Here is a 21,897-nt window from a genome sequence, read left to right as displayed (position 1 = left end):
CGGCGGAAGCTTCGCAGGGGGCGGTACAGCGTCAGTACAGTTCGGACAGTCAGGACTGGATCACGGCAAGTAGCCGGTGACCACAGTGGACAGATCGAGCTGCCGGGCCTCCGCGACCACCTGAGCGGAACGGCTGCCGAGGGCCGCCAGCGCCGCCGCCCGCGTCGCGGCCCGGTCGTCCTGGCGTACCGGGCTGACGGCGGTCAGGTCGTGCCGGAGCCATGCGCGGCTGGTGACTTCGAGGACGCGCAGGGCCGTGGCGGGCTCGCCGTCCTCTGCTTCGAGGCCGGCGAGTCCTTCGAGGACTTCGAGCTGGCCGGGTACGAGACCCAGTTCCGTGAAGAGTTTCAGGCTCTCGCGGTAGAGGGCGCGGGCGGCGGGCCGGTCGCCGAGGATCCGGGTCACCATCGCCAGGTTGCTGGCCGCTGCGGCTTCCGCGCCTGGTTCAGCGATGGCGGCGAGCCGGCGGCGCGCGCCGGCGAGCTGGGTGGCGGCCTCGGCGGGGCGGCCCAGCCCGATCAGCGCGAGGCCCAGCGGGTTCAGGGTCGCGGCGCTGCGGAACTCGTCACCGGCGGCTTCCGTGATCTGCCGGCACTCCTCCGCGTACGCGAGAGCCGCCGGATAGTCCCGCTGCGCCAGTGCCGTCCACGCGACCCCGTTGAGCGCCCCGGCCAGCGCGAGAGGTTCGCCGAGGTCGCGGTACGCGGCGGCGGATCTCTCACCCAGCTCCCGGGACCGGCCGAGGTCACCGGCCGGGCGGCTCAGGCTCGCGGCGGCCCGCAGGGCACGGGCGCGCAGCTCAGCCGGCACGGCCGCGTGGCTCGCCGTGGCCTGCTGGAGCCAGCCGAGCGCTTCCGTGCCCAGCCCGTGGTCGCCCCAGAACCACCACAGCGAGGCGGAGATCCGCAGCGCGACAGCGAGATCGCCGCCCGGGCCGAGCGCCCAGGCCATCGCCGCCCGCAGGTTCGGCAGCTCGGCCCGCAGCTGCCGGAGCCGGGCACCGTCCGAACTGGACCGCGCCGCCTCCTCGGCCAGCTCGGCACACCACCGGGCATGCCGCTCCCGGCGCCCATCCTGATGCGCGGCCCCGGCCGGCTCGGCTGCGTACTCCCGGATCAGTTCCAGCATCCCGAACCTCGGGCCGTCCGCCAGGAAGCTCACGGTGAGCATCGACTGGTCGGTGAGGCGTTCGAGTACGGGGTGCTCCAGGCCGGCCACCTCCCTGGCCGCCTCGGCCGTGAACCCACCGGCGAACACGGCCAGCCTGGCCATCGCCGTCCGCTCCTGCGGGGTGAGCAGCCCGAAGCTCCAGCCGATCGCTGCCCGCATCGTCCGGTGCCTGCCGGGCGTGGTCCGCGACCGCACGTCACTCATGTCGAGCCGCTCGTCGAGGCCGGTGGCGATCTGGGTGAGGGAACGGGTCCGCAGCTGCGCGGCGGCCAGCTCGATCGCGAGCGGCAACCCGTCGAGGCGCTGGCACAGGTGTACCGCAGCCGGCAGGTTCCCGCCGTCCACAGTGAACCCTCGCCGGGCCGCAGCGCCCCGGTCCGCCAGCAGCCGCACGGCCTCGCTGGTGATCGCGAGCCCCGCCGGGTCGCCAGGCCCCGGTACGGCGAGGCCGGCCAGCGGCCACACCACCTCGCCGTCCACGCCGAGCGGTTCGCGGCTGGTGGCGAGGACGCGGAGCCCCGTGCAGCGCGCCAGCAGCCAGGCGGCCAGTCCCGCTGCCTCGCCGATCACGTGCTCGCAGTTGTCGAGGATCAGCAGCGCCCGGGCCGCGTACAGCTCGGCTGCGACACAGTCCAGCACGGACTGCCCCGGCCGGGGGCGCGCCGCGAGGGCGGAGGCGACCCGGCTGGCGACCTCACCCGGCCGGGTACTGGCCAGCTCGGCCACCGTCACGCCGTCCGGGTGGCTGGTCGCGGTGTCCCGGGCGAGTTCGAGAGCGAGCCGGGTCTTGCCGACCCCGCCCGGCCCGGTGACCGTGAGCAGCCTGGCCACGCCGAGCCGCCCGGCCATCGCCTCCAGCTCGGCGCGCCGCCCGACGAACCGGCTCGCCGGGGCGGGCACGGCTGCGGGCGGGTCGAGGGTGGGATCGCGCCGCTCGATGGCCGCCGCGAGCTCGGCGATGCCGGGGCGGTGATCGCCGCCAGCCAACGCCAGTGCCTCGGCCGGCCGGCCGGAGCGGTGCAGCGCGAGCATGACGAGGCGGGTGAGGCGCTCGCGTTCCGGGTACTGGCCGGCCAGGCCTGGCAGCTCGGCGGCCACAGCCGCGTGCCGCCCGAGGGCCAGCTCGGCCTCTGCCCAGTCCTCGGTCGCGCTGAGCCGCAGCCCGGCCAGCCGGATCCGCTCGGCTTCGACGTCCGGCCCGCCGTCCACCTCGGAGTACGGCTCGCCGCGCCACAGTGCCAGGGCCGCGGCGAGGGCCGTGGCGGCACTGGCCGGGCGGGTGGCCACGTCCTGCCGGGCCGCCGCGACCTGCGCCGCGAAGCTGGCCGCGTCGACCGAGGTGGGCGCGACCTCCAGCTGGTACCCGGAAATGGTGGTTTTCAGGCAGTCACCCAGCACCTTCCGCAAGGCGGAAACGTGCACCTGGAGTGCTGTGCTGGCCGTGGCGGGCGGCTCGGAACCCCAGATCTCGCCGATCAGGTGCCCGGCGGTGACCGGCCGCCCGGCGTGGGCCAGGAGGGTGGCCAGCAGCGCGCGAGGCCGTGGCCCGCCGATCCGCACCGGTTCACCGCCCCGGGTGACCGTCAGCGGCCCGAGCACCCCGAACAGCAGCATCCCGCCAACCACCTTTAGCCGGTCTTTAGCGTGCCCGGCGACGCTGGGGGAGCGAACCGGGAAGTACGCCCGGAAAGTCTAGACCCGACATGTTGAGGGGTTGTCATGCCTGCCGCCACCACGAAGCTCGTCCTGGGTGCCGCCGCGCTGCTCGCGCTGACCGGCACGACCGCATGCGGCGCGCTGGCCAGGAAGTCCCCGCCTGCCGCCGCGACCCCCGCGACGACAGCCGACACCCCGGCCCCGGCCCGTCCCGCACCGACCGGCACGCACAGCCGCGCGGCCGGCCAGGACTTCTGCGCGCTCTACGCGAACGAGGAGGACCTGCTGATGAAGATCGCGAAGAAGGCGGACGGGCTCGGCGCCGGGGTGGACAAGGAGGACGCGAAGGAGAAGCTGCGTGCCTTCCAGGCCGTCTCGCCGGCCGAGATCCGCAACGACGTGACGGTCGTCGTGACCCTCGACATCGACCTGATCGACGGGAAGTCAGGTGCGGCTGCCCGCGCCGACTCCAAGGAGGTCCACTCGGCGATCAGCCACATCGAGACGTGGACAAGGCAGAACTGCAAATGAGCGCCGACTATGGCCAGAGCGCGCGCCGTGACCGGTGGCTGATCCTCGCTGCCGCGGCCTGCGTGCTGCTGGCAGCCGCTGGTCTGGCCTTGCCGGCCGCTGGCATCGCTCCGGGTGCTGCCGCGCTTTTTCTTCTCGTACCGGTGGGGATCGGCTTCCGCGTCCTGCTGACCTGGGCGGCCCGCCAGTCCTCACCGGCCAGGCGTGCGAAGGTCCTCGGCGTCGTCACCTGGGCCGGGCTGGCCGTCTCTGCGGTCGCGGCGCTGGCGATGCTGCCGTCGATCACGCAGGCGGCCGGGTTCGGCACGTTCCTGGCCGACCTGCTCGGGCACGCGTGGCCGATCGGGGTGCTGACCCTGGTCACCGGGGGAGTGCGGACGTTGCCGTGGCGGACCTTCGCCGGGGCCGGGCTGACCGGGTTCCTCGGCCTGACCGCCCTGTCGCGGCTGGCAGGCGAGCCGGTGATCGCGCTGCTCGGGCGGGACAACCCGCTGGCGATCGCCGTCTGGGTGCCACTCACCGAGGAGATCATCAAAGCCCTTCCGGTACTGGTACTGGCGCTCCTGGCCGCCCGCCGCCGCGACCACCGCCCGTCAGCCGCAGACCTCGTGCTTCTCGCGGCCTGGACCGGCGCCGGCTTCGCCCTGTACGAGGACGCGCTGTTCGGCCGGGGCGCGCTCGACCCGGCGGACGGCTTCCCGCTGTCCCTGCTCGTACCGGGCGCCGGCGTCCACCACGTCTGGGGCGTGAGCATGATGGCCGCCGGTCACCTCGTCTACACCGGACTGGCCGGCCTCGGTATCGCCGTCGGCGTCCTCTACCGGCGCCGGCACCGGCTGGCCTGGCTGGCCCTCCCGGTCGCGCTCGCGATCGCGGCCGGAGAGCACGCCGCCGTGAACGGGCTCTACGTCCTGGACCCGGCCGTCATGCGGGCCGCCCGGCTGCCGTTCCTTGGCGGCTGGCTGGCCTCGATCGTGCTCGTCGGCGGGACGCTCGCCCTCGTCGCGTACGAGTGGTTGCGGGTGAACAGGTCCGCACGTGGCTGGTTCTTCTCAGAACCGGCCGAGCTGGCCCGACGTTCCGCCAGCCTCGCGACCCTCCAGAAAGGACGGACGCCGTGATCACCGACCTGCTGCTGTGGTGCGCGAGCTGCGTCCAGGACGGGACAGCCGTACCCGTCGTCTACGGAACAGCGGCCGGTGGAGCCGCGGCCCTCGCCACAGCCGGCGGCTGGATGAACGCCGGGGCCGGCCCGGAGGTCCCGTACGCCGACGAGGTCGCGGCCAGCCCGCCGAAGTTCGACCGGCTGCCGATGCCGGAAGGCGGCTGGTCCAGCCCCGACGGCACACACCGGCACTTCCCCGGCCTGCCAGCCCGGCACACCCCGGGCGGCGACCCGCTCCCGCCGACGAAGTCGCTGGACGAGTACGACATCGGCGACAGCAAGATAATCCGCGTCTACGGCGACGGCGAGATCCACGGCATCGACCGGGCACAGGAAGCCTGGCGGTACTACCCGCCCGGCGCGGTCGGCCCCGACGGCCGGGTCTGGGACACGCCCACCGTCTACAAGCCGAACAAGGAGATGACCGGGCTCGAAGCCCACCCGGGCGCGACCGTCGAGTACGGCCCCGACGGCAGGCCGGTCAACGTGCACATCCCGCCCAGCTCCCGGGCTCCGGACGGCGCCCCGCCGACCACGCCGTGGCCGGTCGATCCGGGGCCGCTGCTCCCGCCGGGTACCCCGCTGCCGAAGGGCGAGCCGGACCCGTGGCTGATCTGAGAAGACCCGGGTGAGCTGGCCGGGCACATGGGAGGAACCATCGGCCAGCTCACCCGCCCCCGATCAGGGCAGGCGCACTACTTCAGCCGCCCGAAGTCGACCATCGCGTAGGGGCTGGTTTCCGACCAGTCCGGCGTCCGCCAGCAGAGGAGCGGCACCGTCGCGTTGTCACCGGGGTTCCAGGTGAAGTCCCCCGACTGCTTCGGGTCCGGCGAGCCTGCCAGGCCGACCTTGCCGGTCTGGAGGTCCCACACCACAAGATCGCTGTCGCGCGGCTGGGTGCCGCGCAGGACAGAACCGAACAGGTACCGGTCGGCCACGATCTGCCTCCCGCCAGGGATGCTCATGCCCTCCTGGAGGCCGGAGCCGTCCGAGCGCATGATGAAGGTGCTCTTGTCCTCACGCCACCCCGAGCACCAGCCCGGCGAGCAGTGCATCTCCGCCATCCTCGCCCCGGGGGGTGGCTGAACAGCCTTGTGCGCGCCGGTCTCGAGATTGCGGAGAAAAGCCGGGCCGGGGTTGTCGCGGTCCATCTCCTTCGTGATCCACGGCCAGTTCGTCAGCTCCCAGCCCTTCGAGTCCGGTACGAGGGCGGGAGAGCCACCGGTCAGTGGTGCCGTCCACACCCCGTCCTCACCGTCTGGTCCGGCGGTCACCCGCACGGCCCACGCGACCCGGCCACCGGCGACGACCAGGCCATCCACATTGAGTGATCTGCTGGGCTCCGCGGAGCCTGTCGCGTACTCGGTCACCTTGCGCGGCGTACCGCCAGCCGCAGGCACCACCCAGACTGCGGTGTGCATGCTGGTGGTTGTCGCGTAGGCGAGATAACCGTCGCCTGCCGTGACACGCGATATGCCGGAGAGGTCATCTCCCTGCACCTTCGCGTCCACCACCCGCCGGGTCGTACCTGCAGCCGTGTCGAAGACGAGCAGCTCGCCGCTGCTGCCCGGGATGGTGGGAGTCCCGCCGACCCGGATGACGACCCACTTGGTGGCGTCGATGGCGGCCTTGGGGTAGTACTTGCCGCCGTCCGGGAGTGTGGCAGGCAGCTGCTTGAGCGAACCCGGCCAGACCTGCTCCCACGGCATCGGCGTCGTGACCGTGACAGCCTTCGCCGGGCTGGCGGCCGCCGACGGCCCTGCGGAGGGCCCCGCACTCGGGGAGCGATCACCGTCGCTACTGACCATAGTGGACGCGATGACCACACCCGCTGCAACCAGCGCCGCCAGGCTCCCCGTGGCCGTCCTTCCGGCCGCCCGGCGCCGGCGGTACCGCTGCTCCACCGCTGCCCGCAGGCCGGGTTCCGGCTTGGGAGCCAGCTCCTCCGCAGAGCCGAAAGCGGCCCTGATCTCCTTCTCCGTGCTCATGGTCATGCCGTCCCCTCCAGTGACGCGGCCGCCAGCCGCGGATCGACACGTAACTTGGCCAGCGCGCGAGACGCCTGGCTGCGGACGGTGACCGCCGAGATGCCCAGTGCTTCCGCGATCTCCTGATCGGGACGGTCCTCGTAGTACCGGAGCACGAGAATCACGCGCTGCCGGGCCGGCAGCGTTTCCATCGCCCGCCACAGGTCACCGCCGGCCTGGGCCGGATGGGCCACGACCGGCCGCTCCGGTACCGACGCCGCCAGCCACTCCCTGCGCTTGCGCCGCCACCACGAGACGTGCAGCCGGACCATCGTCGTCCGCACGTACCCCTCGGGGCTGGTGTCCCTGCGCACCCGGTGCCAGGCCCCCCGCAGCCGGGCCAGTGCCTCCTGGGTCAGGTCGGCCGCGTCGTGCGCGTTGCCGGTCAGCACGTACGCGTAGCGCAGCAGGGCTGCCGAACGCTCGCGGAAGAACTCCTCGAATCCATCGGATGCCTTCTGGTTCATCTGTCTGCTCACCTCCGGCTACCAAGTACGCGCGAGCGCCCTGGACTGTTGCACGTCCCGCGAACTTCTTGCCGGCGGGCCGGGTGGGTGGTAGGTTGTTCTCAGTTCGAGTAATACTCAACCTGAGAACAACATGGGCGGAGGCAGGGATGACCACGGAACGGGAGTTCCTGGACGGCTACGACCCGCGGGAGTTCCCGCCGGTCGCGGTCACCGTCGACGTGGTGACCCTGACCGTCCGGGATGGAGTCCTGCACGTCCTGCTCGTCGACCGGGCACAGCACCCGTTCGCCGGGCGGCGGGCGCTGCCCGGCGGATTCGTCAGGGAGTCAGAGACCCTGGCGGAGGCCGCCATGCGCGAGCTGGCGGAGGAGACCGGCCTGCGGCCCGGAGAGGGCCAGCTCGGCGCCGTCCACCTCGAACAGCTCGCCAGTTACGGCGACCCCGGCCGCGACCCCAGGATGCGGGTGATCTCGGTGGCGTACCTGGCCTTCGCGCCCAGCCTGCCCGACCCGCGAGCGGGCGGCGACGCGGCGGGCGCTGCCTGGGTGCCGGTGAGCGAGGCGGCAGGCCTGGCCTTCGACCACGACGCGATCCTCGCGGCCGGGCTCGACCGGGCCAGGGCCAAGCTGGAGTACACCCCGCTGGCCACGGCCTTCGTCCCGGCGGAGTTCACGATCAGTGAGCTGCGCGCGGTGTACGCGGCCGTGTGGGGCGAGGACCTGCATCCCGGCAACTTCCACCGCAAGGTCCTGTCGGTGCCCGGCTTCGTGGAGAGCACCGGCGAGACGGCCAGCCGGGGCGGGGAGCGGGGCGGGCCACGCGCCAGGCTGTACCGGGCAGGCGACGCCCGCCTCCTGCACCCGGCTCTCCTGCGACCGGCCAGAGAGGACGGTGTCCGGTGACCACGTTCGCCGGCGCGCTCGCCGAGCTGTACGCCGCGAAGTCCCCAGCGGACCTGTTCGCGGGTCCCAGGGACTACCACCGGCTCGCCAGGCTCCTGCACCCCGACGCGGCCCCGCCAGCGCGGGCGGTCGTCGCGGCCGACGCGTTCGCCCGGCTGGCCGCGCTGTGGGCCGAGTACCAGGGCAGGCCGGTGTCCGGTCAGACGATCACTACCAGCCGGCACACGTACCGGCTCAACGGCCAGATCGCGACCGGCGACATCGCCAACCTGTTCAGCGTCACGTACGCGGGCACCCGGGCGATCCTCAAGCTGCCCCGCCGCCCGGCCGACAACGACCTGATGGCCAGGGAGGCCACGGCCCTGGCACAGCTCGCCAGGGACGGCGACCCGGAGTACCGTGCCTACATCCCGCGCCTGGTCGAGACGTTCGAGCAGGAGGATCCCGCGACCGGGGCGCGGCGGGCGGCCAACGTCCTGTCGGAGTACCCGGGGATGGTCACGCTCGCCCGGGTCGCCGAGGCCTACCCGGACGGGGTGGACCCGCGTGACGTGGCGTGGATGTGGCGGCGGGTGCTGGTCGCGCTCGGGTACGCCCACCGGGCCGGGGTCGTGCACGGGGCCGTCCTGCCAGAGCACATCCTCATCCACCCAGCGGAGCACGGCCTGATGCTGGTCGACTGGTGCTACTCGGTGACCACACAGGACAGTCCCGTCCCCGCGATGGTCGCCCGGCACCGCGACATGTACCCGCCCGAGGTGCCGGCCAGGCAGCCAGCCACCCCGGCCACCGACATCTACCTGGCGACAGCCTGCATGCGTGCGCTGATGGGCTCCCGGGCGCATCCGCGGCTTGCCAGGTTCGCTGACGGCTGCACGCTGCCGCAGCCGCGCCGCCGCCCGCAGGACGCGTGGCGGCTGCTCACCGAGTTCGACGAACTCCTCGAAAACCTGTACGGACCCCGTACCTTCCGCCCGTTCACCGTGCCGCGGTGAGCGGGGCCAACCCCCGAAGGAGGCACCATCATGGGTAGCGGACGCTGGTCCACCGATGTGTACGCGGCAGCCAAGAGCTACCGCAAGGCCACCGGCAAGAGCGCATTCGACTACAGCGACAGCGGGGCGCGCACCGTGCACCCGCGCCTCGACCCGCACGGCGTGGCGGCCAGGGAGAGCCGGGACAGCGACGAGCACCCGCGTTCCACCCCGATCGCCGTCCTCTTCGACGTGACCGGCTCGATGGGTCACGTGCCGCGCGTCCTCCAGGCCAAGCTGCCGGAACTCTTCGGCCTGCTGCTCCGCAAGGGGTACTGCACCGACCCGCAGATCATGTTCGGCGCGGTGGGCGACGCGACCTGTGACGCCGTCCCGCTCCAGGCCGGCCAGTTCGAGTCGGACAACCGGATGGACGAGGACCTGGCCAGCATCGTGCTGGAGGGCGGTGGCGGCGGCCAGCGCACCGAGTCCTACGAGCTCGCGATGTACTTCATGGCCCGCCACACCAGCCTCGACTCCTACACCAAGCGCGGCAGGCGCGGCTACCTCTTCCTGATCGGCGACGAGCTGCCGTACGCGGCGGTCAAGCCGAAGGAGGTGAAGAAGGTGATCGGCGACAAGCTCGACGAGCCGATCCCGGTCGCGGCGATCGTCGCGGAACTCAAGCGCCAGTACGAGGTCTACTACATCCTCCCCACCGGCAGCGCCTACGCCGGAGACAGCGAGATCCTGGACCACTGGCGCGGCCTGCTCGGCCAGAACGTGATCCAGCTCGACGACCTGGACGCGGCCTGCGAGACGATCGCGCTGACCATCGGCCTGGCCGAGGAGGCCATCGACCTCGCGGCCGGACTGGACGACCTGGCCGAGGCCGGTTCCTCGGCTGGTGAGGTGGTGGGCAGGGCGCTGGCCACCATCGGGTCCTCCCGGGGCACCGTGGTCCACGGCGGGCTGCGGCCCGCGGACCTCGACGGCCCGGACGACGGCACGGTCCGGCTGTGACCGGGGCGGCGGCGGTGCGCCGGGCAGCACGCACGGGAGGGCGCGGAGCCCGGCACACCGTCGTCGCCGACCTCGGCTACGGCGACGCGGGGAAGGGGACCGTGGTGGACGCGCTCAGTGCTGACGGGGGGCTGAGCGCTGTCATCCGGTTCAACGGGGGTGCGCAGGCAGCGCACAACGTGGTCACCGGCGACGGACGGCACCACACCTTCTCCCAGTTCGGGTCGGGAAGCTTCCACGGTGTACCCACACACCTGTCCCGGCACGTCGTGGCAGACCCGCTGGCCCTGGCCGCCGAGGCGGAGCACCTGGCCTCGGCCGGTGTTCCAGATCCGTTCCGCCTGATCACAGTGGACGGTGAGGCGCTGCTCGCGACCGTGTGGCACCGGGCGGCCAACCAGGAAAGGGAACGCCGGCGCGGGGCGGGCCGCCACGGCTCCTGCGGGATGGGCATCGGGGAGACGATGGCGTACGCGCTGGCCAACCCCGACGCGCCCCGCGTCGCCGACACCCTGTCCCCAGCGGTACTCCGCCGGAAGCTCACCGCCGTCCGCGACCGGTTCGCCGACGAGCTGGGGGAGCTGGGCACGCCGCCGCTCGACGACGTCGTGGACGTTCTGACGGCCTTCGCCGACACGGTGTCGATTGTGGACGGACAGTCGGCCGTCCGGCGGCTGCTCGGCTCCGGCCCGTGTGTCTTCGAAGGCGCACAGGGCGTCCTGCTCGACGAGTGGTACGGCTGGCACCCCTACACGACCTGGTCGACGACCACCTTCGCGAACGCGGAGGAGCTGCTGGCCGAGGCCGGCCACGAGGCCTGCCGGCTGGGCGTCGTCCGCACCTACACCACCCGGCACGGGGCTGGCCCGCTCGTCACCGAGGACGCCGCGCTCACGGCCGCGCTCCCCGACCCGCACAACGGCACCGGGCTGTGGCAGGGCGCCTTCCGGGCGGGACACTTCGACGCGGTCGCGCACCGGTACGCCGTGGAGGTCGCCGGGGGCGTCGACGGCCTCGCGATCACCCACCTCGACATCCCGGCCCGCCTCGCCTCCCGTGCCGGGGGGCCGTCGCTGGCGATCTGCACGTCCTACGCGGACGGCTGGGACAGGATCATCCCCGGTACCCGGGGCGACCTGGCCTACCAGGAAGAACTCGCCACCCGGCTGGCGGCGGCCAGCCCCGGTACCCTCGAACGCCCCGGGCACGCCGGTGACTTCGCAGCCGCGATCTCCGGGCTGCTCGGCGCACCCGTCGCTCTCGAATCCCACGGCCCCCGTGCCGCCGACAAGATCCGCCGCGCCTAGCCGTTCTTCTTGATCACGTTGCCGGAGCGGTCGTACAAGGTGTGTTCGCCGATCGTGTTGGGGGCGCGGTCGGGCAGGTCCACCTTGACCCACAGCAACGCCACGCCCGGCACCCCCGAGCAGTGGCCGATGGTCATGTCCCAGGTACGCCCGGCTGCCTCCACCGTCGCCCGGCCGACATCAGCGACCGCTATGCCCACGGTCACCCCGCGATGCCCGCTGCTGCTCAGCGAAGCGTCCCCGGGTAAGAACTCACCTGTCCAGGTTGCCGTGGACGCCACACTGATGTCCGCAGTGACCTGGTTCTGCTCGCCCTCGAACAGGGTCAGCTCACCCTTCGCAGTCCGGCCCATCCACACCATCAGCCTGCCCTTGTCAGTGGTGATGCCCGTGTCGATCGGGTCACACAACTGGCGAGACGCCCCAGCGCTACCGGATATATGGGGTGGATCGGACGCACGGGGCGTGGTGGCGGGCGACTGGTTCCCGGAGACGGCCCGGCCGCTCCCGGAGGGGCCTGCGACCTCCCCGGGCTGGCGCGAGGACCACACTCCCCATCCGATCGCTCCCGCGACCGTGATCAGGGCGGCGGCCCCCGCCACAACTCCCAGCCTGTTCGACTGACGCATCCGATCCCCCGTGACCCTCGTGCATGTCCCGGCATGGTCGCACACCCGGCTCCAGGCCCCTGACCAGGCCTAATGTGGTTTGAGCCCGGTCACCTCGGCGATCAGCTCGAAGGACCGGGCCCGGTCCTCCAGGTCGTAGACCAGGGTGGTCAGCATCAGCTCGTCGGCGGCCGTCCGGTCGCGCAGGTCGCCGAGCTGCCGCAGGACGGTCTCCGGCGAGCCGATCGCCTGGCCCTCCCTGCGGGCGGCGACGAACTCGCGCTCGGCGTCGCTGTACGGATACGCGGCGGCGTCCTCCGGAGTGGACAGTGGCTCCAGCCGCCCGGACCGCAGGTTCAGGAAGCCCAGCCCGCTCGGGCCGGCCAGCCACTCGGCCCGCTCGTCGGTCTCGGCGCAGATCGCGTTGACCGCGACCATCGCGTAGGGCTCGGACAGCCAGCGCGAGGGGCGGAAATGAGCCCGGTACAGCTCCAGGGCCGGCTCGGTGTTGTGCGCGCTGAAGTGGTGGGCGAAGGAGAACGGCAGGCCCAGCGTCCCGGCGAGCTGCGCGCTGAATCCACTCGACCCGAGCAGCCAGACGGCTGGCAGGTCGCCACGGCCGGGCGTGGCCGTCGTCCGCTGCGCCGGGTCCTCGCCGGTGAAGTAGCTGATCAGGTCGGCCAGCTCCTCGGGAAAGGCCTCGGCGGACAGGCCGGCCATCGTCCGGCGCAGGGCGAAGGCCGTGAGCTGGTCGGTGCCAGGTGCCCGGCCGATACCCAGGTCGATCCGGCCGGGGTGCAGGGCTTCGAGGGTGCCGAACTGCTCGGCGACGACCAGCGGCGCGTGGTTGGGCAGCATCACCCCGCCGGAGCCGAGCCGGATCTGGCTGGTGGCGCTGCCGAGGTGGGCGAGCAGCACCGCCGGAGAGGAGCTGGCGATCGCTGGCATGTTGTGGTGCTCGGCCACCCAGAACCGGTGGTAGCCGAGCGCTTCGGTTCTCCGGGCGAGCTCGGTCGTGTTCCGCAGGGCGTCGCCAGCCGTGGTACCGGCCTCGACGGGGGCGAGATCCAGGACAGAAAGGGGTATCTCGTTCACACCTGGGGCCAACACCGGCCACTCCGGGTTTATTCGCGCCGCCGGTCATGCCGAGGCCCACAGCAGCACCCCGGCCGGGAGGGCTGCCGTGACCGCCAGCCAGCGCGGACAACGCGACACGGCCAGCGCGGCAGCCCCGGTCGCCAGGCAGACCGGCAGGTACACCAGCAGGTTGAGCCAGGAGCACGGCGCGCCAGGAGTGAATCCCAGACCGGCAGCCCAGCCGATGCCGGTCAGTGCCCTGGCGAGCATCCCGAGCGCGAACACCAGTGCACCCAGCCGGGCCGGGGCCCCGCCAGCGCCCCGCGAGGCGGCCAGCACCGCCCCGGCCCCGGCGAGCAGCAGCACCGCCAGGGCCAGGAGCGTGCCGCCGGTGACCGGGATGCCGGTGGCGCCGAACAGCAGATACGACCAGGGCCTGCCCTGCCGCACCGGCCAGAGCTAGGCGAAACGTTCCCCTCAGTCAGAGGCTCTCTAGGTGACTTCCTGGCCCAGTGCGCGGCTGAACATCTTGCGGTCGGTGTAGTTGCGGTAGCTGGCCTTGAGGAAGCCCTTGAACATGCCGATGTTCGCGTCGTCGCAGTCGCCGCGGATCTCCGTCGCGCCAGCCTCGGTGAGGATCTTCGTGCCCCGGGCGACGATCGAGGTCGAGTAGCCCTTGCCGCGCCCGGCGGGGGCGACGCCGACCAGGCCGATGACGGCCGAACCCGGGTTACGGGCCGGCAGGCTCAGCGCGACCGGCGTGCCATCGGCCTCGTAGCCGATCTCGAACCAGTGCGGCTCGTGCTCCATCTCGGTCATCTCACGGAAGTTCAGCTCGGCGGCCCCGCGGATCCCGAGCTCGGCGACCTCGGCACCCATGATCGAGTCCTTGGTGTCGGAGAGCAGCTCCGCCAGCAGGTCGACGAACGGCTCCGGCCCCAGCTCGGCCAGCGAGCGCCAGGTCAGCCGGTCGTCCTGGGCCGGCATCGCGTCCCGGCCGGCCTCCCAGACGAACCGGCGGCCGTCGCGGTCCATCGTGAACCCGGCCTCGGCCAGCAGGCTCTGCCGCAGCTGCGGATCGCGCTGGTACTGCGGCGCGCCCGCCGGGATGTCCAGCACGTGGGCCTGGCGGCCGGCCCCGAGCCCGGCGGCGAACCGGCCGGCCTCGGCCAGCAGCGCGGCCCCGGTCCCGGCGTCGGACGGTTCGAAGAGGACGAAGTCGGAGGGCACGTCGCGGCCGGGCACAGCCCACAGCACGATGTTGCCGATCAGGGTGCCGTCACGTTCCGCGACCAGGCACCACTCGGGGCGGCTGCAGCCGGTGGTGAAGAGCTGCTCCAGGTACGCGGCGGTGGAGGCGTTGCGCTCGTCGTCACCGGGGTAGGTGGTGAGGGCGGGCAGTTCGGACGGCTGGGCGGGGCGGATCACAACAGTCAAGATCAGTTTCCTTCTTCGGAGGTGGCTGGCAGGGTACGCATACCACGGATGGGGGAGAACACGAGGGGGAGCACGGCGAGGCAGGCGAGCAGGCCGCAGCCGAGTACCGCCTCGCGCAGGCCGATGGCCTCACCGGCCAGCCCGCCCAGCACGCCGCCGAGCGGGATCGTGCCGAGCGAGATCAGCCGGTACGTGACGAGGGTCCTGGCCAGCAGCCCGGCCGGGGTCAGGCTCTGCCGCAGCGCGACAGCCTGCACCCTGGTGACGGCGATGCCGATCCCGACCAGGAACTGGCCCGCCGCCACGGCCGGGATCGAGCCGGCGTAGAGCAGCATCCCGGCGCAGGCGGCCAGCACCATGAGGATGTAGATCCGGCCGAAGGCGAACCGGCGCAGCAGGGCCGGAGTGGCCAGCCCGCCGAGCACGGCACCCGCGCCGCCGACCATGAACAGCAGCCCGATCTGCCCGGCGTCGAGCCCGAGGACCCGCAGGGCGTACAGGACGAACAGCGTCTGCGACGCGCCGGACACCATGTTCCACGTCGCGGCCTGCATGGCCAGGGCACGCAGGGCAGGCTGCCGGAAGACCATCCGGATCCCGGCTCTGATCGCCGCGCCGACCGGTTCTTTCCGTGTACCGGGATCAGCCGGCAGCGAAGGCAGCCCCCTGGCCACCGTGAACGCGCTGACCAGGAAGGTCGCCGCGTCGAACAGCAGTGCCGGGGCGGCACCCGCGAAGCGGACCAGCACGCCGGCCAGGCCGGGCCCGCCGATCGAGGTGGCCGAGCGGGTGGTCTCCAGGCGGCTGTGCGCGGTGACGAGGGCGGCCCGGCCGACCATGCGCGGCAGGGCACTGCCCCAGGCGGTGTCGAAGAGGACCTGGCCGGCGCCGAGGACGGCCGCGACCGTGTACAGCAGGGGGAAGCTCAGGGCGTCCAGCGCCCAGGCGAGGGGGATCGCGCAGGTCGCGGCGGCGCGGAGCAGCTCGGCGCCGATCAGGATCGGCTTGACGGGCAGCCGGTCGACCCACACCCCGACGGGCAGGGAGACCAGCCAGGGCAGGACCGCGGCTGCGGTCAGCCAGCCGACCTGCACGGGGCTGCCGCCCAGCAGGACGGCCGCGACGAGCGGGAGGGCGAGGCCGCTGACGGCCGTGCCCAGCTCGCTGGCTGCCTGGCCGGACCAGAGCAGCCCGAACCCGGCGGGAAGGCGGGCGGCCTCGGCTTCAGCGCGAGACCTCCGTAACGTGTTCACTGGCATCGGAGGAGATTCAACATCAACTTGCGATGCCAGTCAACTGCTTATAGTGGTATCCGTGACCGAGACCCCCGCCGAAGCCGAACCCGAAGCCCGCCGCCCGGCCCCGGGAGGCCTGCGCCTGGTGCAGGACTTCTGCAACAGCACTGATTTCGAGGGCGGCTGGGACGTGCTCGACACGCCCGAAGGCCTGGCTGGCTGGCTCGCCGACCATGGCCACCCCGCCGCCGCCCCGCTCGGGCAGTCCGATGTGGAGCGTGCGATCACCTTCCGTGAGGCGCTCCGCGACGCGTGCGCGGTCGGAGCAGAAGACGCGGGGGAGACCCGGGCCCGCGGCCGCGCGTACCTGAACGAAGCCAGCCGCGACCTGCCCCTCCACGTGAACCTGTCCGAGGAGGGCGCAGCACTGGAACCGGTGGCTGACGGCCTGCCCGGCGCGCTCGCCGCGATGCTCGGCGCGCTGGCGGCCGGCCACGCGGACGGTACCGCCGCGCGGCTCAAGGCATGCGAGGCCCACAGCTGCCGGTGGGTGTTCTACGACCAGTCCCGCAACGGGTCGAGCCGGTGGTGCACGATGCGGCTGTGCGGCGCCCGCAGCAAGAACCGGGCGTACCGCATGCGGCTCCGGGAATCATCCGGCTAGCGCCGCGACCTCCTTGGCCTCGGTTTCCGTGAGGTGGATGCCGAAGACGTCCGCCAGGATCGCCGGTACCTCGGCGGGGGTCGCCACCCGGGACTCCACGCCAGTGGCGGTGCTGACGGTCAGCTCGCCGTTGCGGAGGGTGTGCCGGATGTCCGGGGCGGTCCGCTGTGCGATGGCCTGGGTGACGAAGGGCGAGGTGGGCAGCGTCGACGTGACGTGGTTGGCGGCGGTGTAGTCGGCCGGGTAGGTGTCCTCCTCCTGGAAGGAGTACAGGTCGAACCAGCCGTCGGCGTGCAGGGACTGGAGTACCCAGGTGCGTCCACTCTGGACGACGAGGCGCCACGTCCACGCGCCTACCGTCACCGTCGCACCGTCCGCGAACCGGATCGGCTCCAGCAGCCCCTCGCCGCCGAAGCCGACGTCGGCCAGCCACCGGCTGCCTTCCGACTCGACGAGCAGCATGCCGTGCGTGCGAGCCCTGACCTGCTCCGACCCCATCCGGATCCTGGCGAGCTGACGGGTCACGCTGAAGCCGAGGCGTTCCAGGGCCGCGGCGAAGAGCAGCGCGTGCTCGTAGCAGTACCCGCCGCGCTGACGGCCGGTGAGCTTGGCCTGGATCGACGGCAGGTCGAGTGGCGCGCCCTTGCCCAGGTACACGTCGATGTTCTCGAAGGGGATCGCGCCGGTGTGCGCCCGGTGCAGCCGGTGCAGGCTCGCCTGGGACGCGTCCACGCCGACCCTGTTCAGGTACTCCGCCAGGTCCAGTTCCTCGATGCCCCACATGTCAGCCACAGTAATCAGCGGAAGTCGCGGCTGCCCGTGCGGATCGGTACCGGCAGCGGGGACAGCTTGTCGGCGTGCAGGCTGACCACCCCGTTCGCGTTGGTGAGCCGGCCGCGGACCAGCAGGGCGGCGCTCGACCGGGCGATCACCCGGTACCGGGACCAGAGGCCCTGTGTGCACACCACGTTCAGCATGCCGGTCTCGTCTTCCAGGTTCAGGAAGGTGACCCCGCCGGCGGTCTGCGGGCGCTGCCGGTGGGTGACGATCCCGCCGACGAGTACCCCGTGCGCCTTGTCCGGCATCCCGGCGAGCGCGGCGATCGGTGCCGCGCCCAGCCGGGTCAGCCCGGCCCGGGCGAACTGCACCGGGTGGCTGTCCGGGGACAGTCCGGTCGCCCAGATGTCCGCCCCGGCCAGCTCGACGTCCGCCATGCCGGGGAGCATCGGGGCCCGGGTACCGGAAATGGTTCCTGGCAGCCGATCCGCGCGCTCCTGCGCGGCAGCCCCCGCGGCCCACAACGCCTCCCGGCGGCTCAGGCCGAAGCATCCGAAAGCGTCCGCGGTGGACAGTGATTCGAGCTGTGCCGTGGTCAGTTCGCACCTGCGGGACACGTCGGCCATGTCCTGGTACGGCTGCCCGGCCACGATCCGCCCCGCGAGTTCCTCGCCGATGCCCCGCACGGCGGCCAGCCCGAGCCGGACGGCAGGCCCGCCCCTGCCCCACTTCTCCGGCGGCGCGCCCTTCGCGGCCGGCGGGAACCCGCGACCTTCCAGGGTGGCGTGCACCCCGCTCCTGTTGATGTCCGGCCGCCCGACCCGCACCCCGTGCCTGCGCGCGTCCTCCGTCAGGCTCTGCACCGAGTAGAAGCCCATCGGCTGGGCGCGCAGCAGCGCGGCGAGGAACGCTGCCGGGTAGTACCGCTTGAGGTACGAGCTGACATAGGTCAGGTGCGCGAAGCTGATGGCGTGGCTCTCCGGGAAGCCGTAGTTGGCGAACGCGGCGAGCTGGCCGTAGATCTTCCCGGCTTCCTCGCCCACGATCCCGTTGCCAGCCATGCCGGCGAAGAACCGTTCCCGGAGGCGTTCCATCCGTTCCAGCGACCGCTTGGAGCCCATCGCCCGCCGCAGCTGGTCGGCCAGGTCGGGCGTGAAGCCAGCCAGCGCGATGGCCATCTGCATCAGCTGCTCCTGGAACAGCGGCACGCCGTAGGTCCGCTTCAGTACCTCCCTGACGGACGGATGCGGGTACTCGACCGGTTCCTCGTCGTTGCGGCGGCGGATGTACGGGTGCACGGAGCCGCCCTGGATCGGGCCCGGCCGGATCAGCGCGATCTCGACGACGAGGTCGTAGAACGTCCGGGGCCGCAGCCGGGGGAGCGTGGCCAGCTGGGCCCGGCTCTCCACCTGGAACACCCCGACGGCGTCAGCCCGGCAGAGCATGTCGTACACCTCGGGATCGTCCTCCGGCAGCGTGGCCCGGTCGATCGTCACACCGTGGTGCTCGCTGACCAGGTCGACCGCGTAGTGCACCGCAGAGAGCATGCCCAGCCCGAGCAGGTCGAACTTGACCAGCCCCGCCTCCGCGCAGTCGTCCTTGTCCCACTGGATGACCGTCCGGCCCTCCATCCGGGCCCACTCCACCGGTACGACCTCGATCACCGGACGGTCGCAGATCACCATCCCTCCACTGTGGATGCCGAGGTGGCGGGGGTAGCGCAGCAGCTTGTTCGCGTACGTGACCACCTGCTCGGGCAGGCCGTCGGCCTCGCCGGCCTCGCCCCAGTGGCTGAGCTGCTTGCTCCACGCGTCCTGCTGGCCGGGGGAGTAGCCGAAGGCCCTGGCCACGTCGCGGACCGCCGACTTGGGCCGGTAGGAGATCACGTTGGCGACCTGGGCGGCGTGCTCCCGGCCGTACCTGCCGTAGACGTACTGGATGATCTCCTCGCGGCGGTCTGACTCGATGTCGACGTCGATGTCGGGCGGCCCGTCCCGGTCGGCGGACAGGAAACGCTCGAACAGCAGCTGGCGGGCGATGGGATCGACGTTCGTGATGCCCAGCGCGTAGCAGACCACGGAGTTGGCCGCCGAACCCCTGCCCTGGCAGTAGATGTCCCGCCGCTCGCACTCCCGCACGATGTCGTGCACGATCAGGAAGTACCCGGGGTACTGGAGCTTCTCGATCACCGCCAGCTCCCGCTCCACCTGGGCCAGGCCCGCCGCGAGCCCGCCCGGCGGGTACCTGCGGCGCGCGCCCTCCAGGGCCAGCTCCCGGAGGACCGCGCTCTCGTTCTCCCGCCCGCCAGCGGTGATGCACGGCAGTTCCGGGGCGATGAGCTTCAGGTCGAACCACAGCTCTGACATGAATGTGACGCTGCGCCGGATCGCGTCCGGATACCGCGCGAACCGGGCCGCCATCTCCTTGCCCGACCGCAGGTGCGCGCCTCCGGCGGCCGGCAGCCAGCCGTCCATCTCGTCCAGCGAACGGCGTGCCCGCACGGCGGCCAGCACCCCGGCCAGCCGGTGCTGCCCCGGCCGGGCATAGTGGACGTTGTTCGTCGCGACCACCGGCAGGACCAGCTCGGCGGCCAGCTCGGCGAGGGCGTCGTTGCGTTCCCGGTCGAGCGGCTGGCCGTGGTCGATCAGCTCGACCGCGACGCTGTCCGCGCCGAACAGCCGGACCAGCCTCCGCAGCTCGTCCCGGGCGGCCTGCCGGCCGTCACGCTCCAGCGCCGACCGCACGGCACCCTTCCGGCAGCCGGTCAGCACCAGCACCTGGTCTTTCAGCGCCGCCGAGATCTCCTCCAGATCAAAGGCCGGCTTGCCTTTCTCGCCGCCGGCGAGCTGCCCGCGCCCGATCACAGCGGACATTTCCCGGTACCCGGCGGGATGGCGCGCCAGCACCAGCAGGTGATCGGCTCCCGGGTCTGCCTCGCCCGGCCCGGCCGGGGGCGTCAGGCTCAGCTCCGACCCGAAGACGGTGGCCAGCCCGGCAGCACGCGCTGCTGCTGCGAACCGGGCCACCCCGTACAGTCCATTGTGGTCGGTGATCGCGAGCCCGGCGAGACGGAGGCGGCGCGCCTCGGCCACCAGTTCCTCCGGCTCGCTGGCCCCGTCGAGGAAGCTGAAGTTGGTGTGCGCGTGCAGCTCGGCATAGTGGGGTAGCGCCACCGGAGCCGGGTGCGGGGCGGCGCAGCGCGGATCCGGATACCCGTCGCGGTCTCCGCAGTCGGCCAGCACATCGGTCACCGGTGGCTGACGCGGTGGGCTGCTGGCCTGCCCGACCATCTCCTTACGCAGCTCGGGCCACGACTTCCGGTGCCCGCTGTCCCAGCCGGTCATCGCCGGGGGCTCCTATTCATACCGGGCCTCCACCCGCCAGCCCCCGCCCGACAGCACCAGCAGCAGTGCGCGCCCGTCGGCCAGTACCACCTGGAACCTGACCCGCCGGCTCGCCTCGGTGACCGTCCACCACCGGGCGTCGACCGGCCACGGGCCGGCCCAGGCGGCGACCGGTACGCCGGCGACCCGGGCTGGCGGGGCGCTCAGCTCGTGCCTGCCGGAGACCGTGACGGGCCGGCCCGCCGCGTCGAGGACCTGGGCCGGCACGGGCTCGGGGAGGACGGCAGCCGGGTACGGCCCGGGGATCGCGCCCGGCCACGGCTGGTCCGCCGAGGCCAGTGGCACCCGCTCGTCGCCCCACGGCACCCAGCGCACGCGCTCGGCCAGATCACGCCCGCCGCCCGGCACCGGGGTCAGCACGGCCTCCGGGCCGAGCAGGCCCTGTACCCGGCTGGCCGCGCGATGCGCCCGGTCCCGCCCCTCGCCGGCCTCACCCCACAGGCCGGGCTGGAGGGCGGCCTGGGCGAGCAGCCCGTCGGGTACGAGGGAAAGGTGGGTGACCCCGCCGGTCTCATCCTCCTGAGTGGACGGTCCCCGGCGGGACAGCCAGCCGTCGAGCTGCCAGCGGGCCCGGTCGGCGATCGCGTCGGCGGTCAGCAGGCCGTCGTGCCGCCACACCCGGTACAGCTCCTCGCCGCCCGACATCCTGGCCGCCACGCCCAGCCGGGTCGCGGCGAGCCCGCGCGCCGACAGGGTCTCGTGCAGCCGCGCGGCGAGGGCCTTCGCGGCGAATGCCGCGATGTCGACCCTGGCCAGCGGCTCGTCGAAGGTCTCGCTGACCGTCAGGTCCTCCGGCGGCACCCGGATGGCCAGCCGCCGCTCGTCCTGCCCGCCCGCCTGGGCATGCGCCAGGGCGGCGTCCGTGCCGAACCGGGTCAGCACGTCACCGGCAGGCAGCCGCGCGAAGGCGCCCAGCGTCCGCAAACCCAGCCGCCGCAGCAGGTCCACCAGCACCGGCCGGTCGATCAGCCCCACATCGGCCGGCTCCAGGAACTCCGCGCTGCGCCCGGGCGGGATGATCCGCCCGGAGCGCGCGGCGAGCTGGGCCGCGAACACCCCGTCAGCGATCCCGACCAGCGCCTCGGCTCCCGTACCGGCGGCCACCTGCTCGATGATGGCCTCGGCGGCGGCGGCCTCGCTCCCGTGGAAGCTGGCCGGGCCGCGCGCCTGCCAGGCGCAGACACCCGGCCGGAGCACCTCCACCCCGGGAGCCATCGCCTCCACCGCAGCCACGATCGGCTCGAAGGCCCGGGCGTCACGGGCCGGGTCGTGCTCCACCACGGTCAGCTCCGGGCACCGGCCCTGTGCCTCCCTGCGGCGCAGCCCGCGCCGCACGCCCTGCGCCCTGGCGCTCTCCGAGCAGGCGAGCACCTGGTTGCCGGCCAGCACGGCCACGGGGGTGTGCGGGTCGGCGCCAGACGCGGTCACCGGCCAGTCCGGGCACCACAACACCATCACCCGGGGCTGATC

At 72.7% G+C, this 21,897-nt stretch carries 19 protein-coding genes; 8 read left to right on the top strand and 11 right to left on the bottom strand.

From position 1 onward, the window contains the following. Positions 1–60 precede the first annotated feature (60 nt). The gene (locus A3G1_RS33730) at positions 61–2,784 is read right to left on the bottom strand and encodes an AfsR/SARP family transcriptional regulator (RefSeq protein ID WP_018348861.1); all 2,724 of its coding nucleotides are present in this window, start codon (positions 2,782–2,784) and stop codon (positions 61–63) included. 105 nt (positions 2,785–2,889) lie between these two features. Between A3G1_RS33730 and A3G1_RS40390 the strand changes: the two genes are divergently transcribed. From A3G1_RS40390 to A3G1_RS0107505, 3 genes are read left to right on the top strand one after another with little or no spacing between them, the layout of a single operon-like run. Further along, positions 2,890–3,357 (top strand): hypothetical protein, encoded by a 468-nt coding sequence (locus tag A3G1_RS40390; RefSeq protein ID WP_018348860.1) that lies wholly within the window; start codon positions 2,890–2,892, stop codon positions 3,355–3,357. Further along, positions 3,354–4,478 carry a PrsW family glutamic-type intramembrane protease gene (locus A3G1_RS0107510; RefSeq protein WP_018348859.1) on the top strand — a complete coding sequence of 375 codons (1,125 nt, stop codon included), beginning with the start codon at positions 3,354–3,356 and terminating at the stop codon, positions 4,476–4,478. Before A3G1_RS40390 ends, A3G1_RS0107510 begins: the two co-directional genes overlap by 4 nt. Then, complete coding sequence (locus A3G1_RS0107505; protein WP_018348858.1) at positions 4,475–5,140, top strand: hypothetical protein; 666 nt, start codon at positions 4,475–4,477, stop codon at positions 5,138–5,140. Before A3G1_RS0107510 ends, A3G1_RS0107505 begins: the two co-directional genes overlap by 4 nt. Positions 5,141–5,217: 77 nt before the next feature. Here the strand turns inward: A3G1_RS0107505 and A3G1_RS0107500 are convergent, their stop codons facing one another. Then, the gene (locus tag A3G1_RS0107500) at positions 5,218–6,516 is read right to left on the bottom strand and encodes a TolB-like translocation protein (protein WP_018348857.1); all 1,299 of its coding nucleotides are present in this window, start codon (positions 6,514–6,516) and stop codon (positions 5,218–5,220) included. Next, the gene (locus A3G1_RS0107495) at positions 6,513–7,016 is read right to left on the bottom strand and encodes a SigE family RNA polymerase sigma factor (RefSeq protein ID WP_018348856.1); all 504 of its coding nucleotides are present in this window, start codon (positions 7,014–7,016) and stop codon (positions 6,513–6,515) included. The genes A3G1_RS0107500 and A3G1_RS0107495 overlap by 4 nt, the downstream gene beginning before the upstream one ends. Before the next feature lie 149 nt (positions 7,017–7,165). On the opposite strand from A3G1_RS0107495, the gene A3G1_RS0107490 reads away from it, so the two are divergent. The 4 genes from A3G1_RS0107490 to A3G1_RS0107475 are packed head-to-tail and all read left to right on the top strand — an operon-like array spanning position 7,166 to position 11,225. Then, positions 7,166–7,921 carry an NUDIX hydrolase gene (locus tag A3G1_RS0107490; protein ID WP_018348855.1) on the top strand — a complete coding sequence of 252 codons (756 nt, stop codon included), beginning with the start codon at positions 7,166–7,168 and terminating at the stop codon, positions 7,919–7,921. Then, a complete protein-coding gene (locus tag A3G1_RS0107485; RefSeq protein WP_018348854.1) occupies positions 7,918–8,916 on the top strand; it encodes a protein kinase domain-containing protein in 999 nt (332 codons plus the stop codon). The genes A3G1_RS0107490 and A3G1_RS0107485 overlap by 4 nt, the downstream gene beginning before the upstream one ends. Before the next feature lie 30 nt (positions 8,917–8,946). Then, positions 8,947–9,918 carry a hypothetical protein gene (locus A3G1_RS0107480; protein ID WP_026211890.1) on the top strand — a complete coding sequence of 324 codons (972 nt, stop codon included), beginning with the start codon at positions 8,947–8,949 and terminating at the stop codon, positions 9,916–9,918. Next, positions 9,915–11,225, top strand: a complete 1,311-nt coding sequence (locus A3G1_RS0107475; protein ID WP_018348852.1) for an adenylosuccinate synthetase — start codon at positions 9,915–9,917, stop codon at positions 11,223–11,225. The genes A3G1_RS0107480 and A3G1_RS0107475 overlap by 4 nt, the downstream gene beginning before the upstream one ends. Here A3G1_RS0107475 and A3G1_RS0107470 read toward each other — a convergent pair. The 5 genes from A3G1_RS0107470 to A3G1_RS33720 all read right to left on the bottom strand — a co-directional run bounded on the left by A3G1_RS0107470 (position 11,222) and on the right by A3G1_RS33720 (position 15,606). Further along, entirely contained in the window at positions 11,222–11,635 is a 414-nt protein-coding gene (locus tag A3G1_RS0107470; RefSeq protein WP_018348851.1) for a hypothetical protein, read from the bottom strand. The genes A3G1_RS0107475 and A3G1_RS0107470 overlap by 4 nt on opposite strands. Before the next feature lie 288 nt (positions 11,636–11,923). Further along, positions 11,924–12,928 carry an LLM class flavin-dependent oxidoreductase gene (locus tag A3G1_RS0107460; protein ID WP_018348849.1) on the bottom strand — a complete coding sequence of 335 codons (1,005 nt, stop codon included), beginning with the start codon at positions 12,926–12,928 and terminating at the stop codon, positions 11,924–11,926. Positions 12,929–12,973: 45 nt separating this feature from the next. Beyond that, on the bottom strand, positions 12,974–13,360 hold the full coding sequence (locus tag A3G1_RS33725; protein ID WP_018348848.1) for a hypothetical protein: 387 nt from the start codon (positions 13,358–13,360) through the stop codon (positions 12,974–12,976). Between the two features lie 42 nt (positions 13,361–13,402). Beyond that, positions 13,403–14,338, bottom strand: coding sequence for a hypothetical protein (locus tag A3G1_RS0107450; RefSeq protein ID WP_018348847.1), 936 nt, complete (start codon positions 14,336–14,338; stop codon positions 13,403–13,405). A gap of 11 nt (positions 14,339–14,349) precedes the next feature. Next, entirely contained in the window at positions 14,350–15,606 is a 1,257-nt protein-coding gene (locus A3G1_RS33720; protein WP_018348846.1) for an MFS transporter, read from the bottom strand. A 55-nt stretch (positions 15,607–15,661) separates the two neighbouring features. Between A3G1_RS33720 and A3G1_RS0107440 the strand changes: the two genes are divergently transcribed. Beyond that, positions 15,662–16,246, top strand: coding sequence for a CGNR zinc finger domain-containing protein (locus A3G1_RS0107440; RefSeq protein ID WP_018348845.1), 585 nt, complete (start codon positions 15,662–15,664; stop codon positions 16,244–16,246). Here A3G1_RS0107440 and A3G1_RS0107435 read toward each other — a convergent pair. Genes A3G1_RS0107435 through A3G1_RS0107425 form a run of 3 tightly spaced genes read right to left on the bottom strand, consistent with a single transcriptional unit; the run spans position 16,235 to position 21,882 of the window. After that, positions 16,235–17,029, bottom strand: a complete 795-nt coding sequence (locus A3G1_RS0107435; protein ID WP_018348844.1) for an arylamine N-acetyltransferase family protein — start codon at positions 17,027–17,029, stop codon at positions 16,235–16,237. The two genes, A3G1_RS0107440 and A3G1_RS0107435, sit on opposite strands and share 12 nt — an antisense overlap. Positions 17,030–17,043: 14 nt before the next feature. Beyond that, a complete protein-coding gene (locus A3G1_RS0107430) occupies positions 17,044–20,367 on the bottom strand; it encodes an error-prone DNA polymerase (RefSeq protein ID WP_018348843.1) in 3,324 nt (1,107 codons plus the stop codon). Positions 20,368–20,379: 12 nt separating this feature from the next. After that, positions 20,380–21,882: a DNA polymerase Y family protein gene (locus A3G1_RS0107425; protein WP_018348842.1), complete on the bottom strand. Its 1,503-nt coding sequence runs from the start codon at positions 21,880–21,882 to the stop codon at positions 20,380–20,382. Positions 21,883–21,897: the final 15 nt, after the last annotated feature.

Origin of the sequence: Longispora albida DSM 44784, from assembly GCF_000379825.1 — a bacterium.
Taxonomy (GTDB): Bacteria; Actinomycetota; Actinomycetes; order Mycobacteriales; family Micromonosporaceae; genus Longispora; species Longispora albida.
Note: the sequence above shows the minus strand (reverse complement) of the source record. Positions and strands in the feature narration are given on the sequence as shown.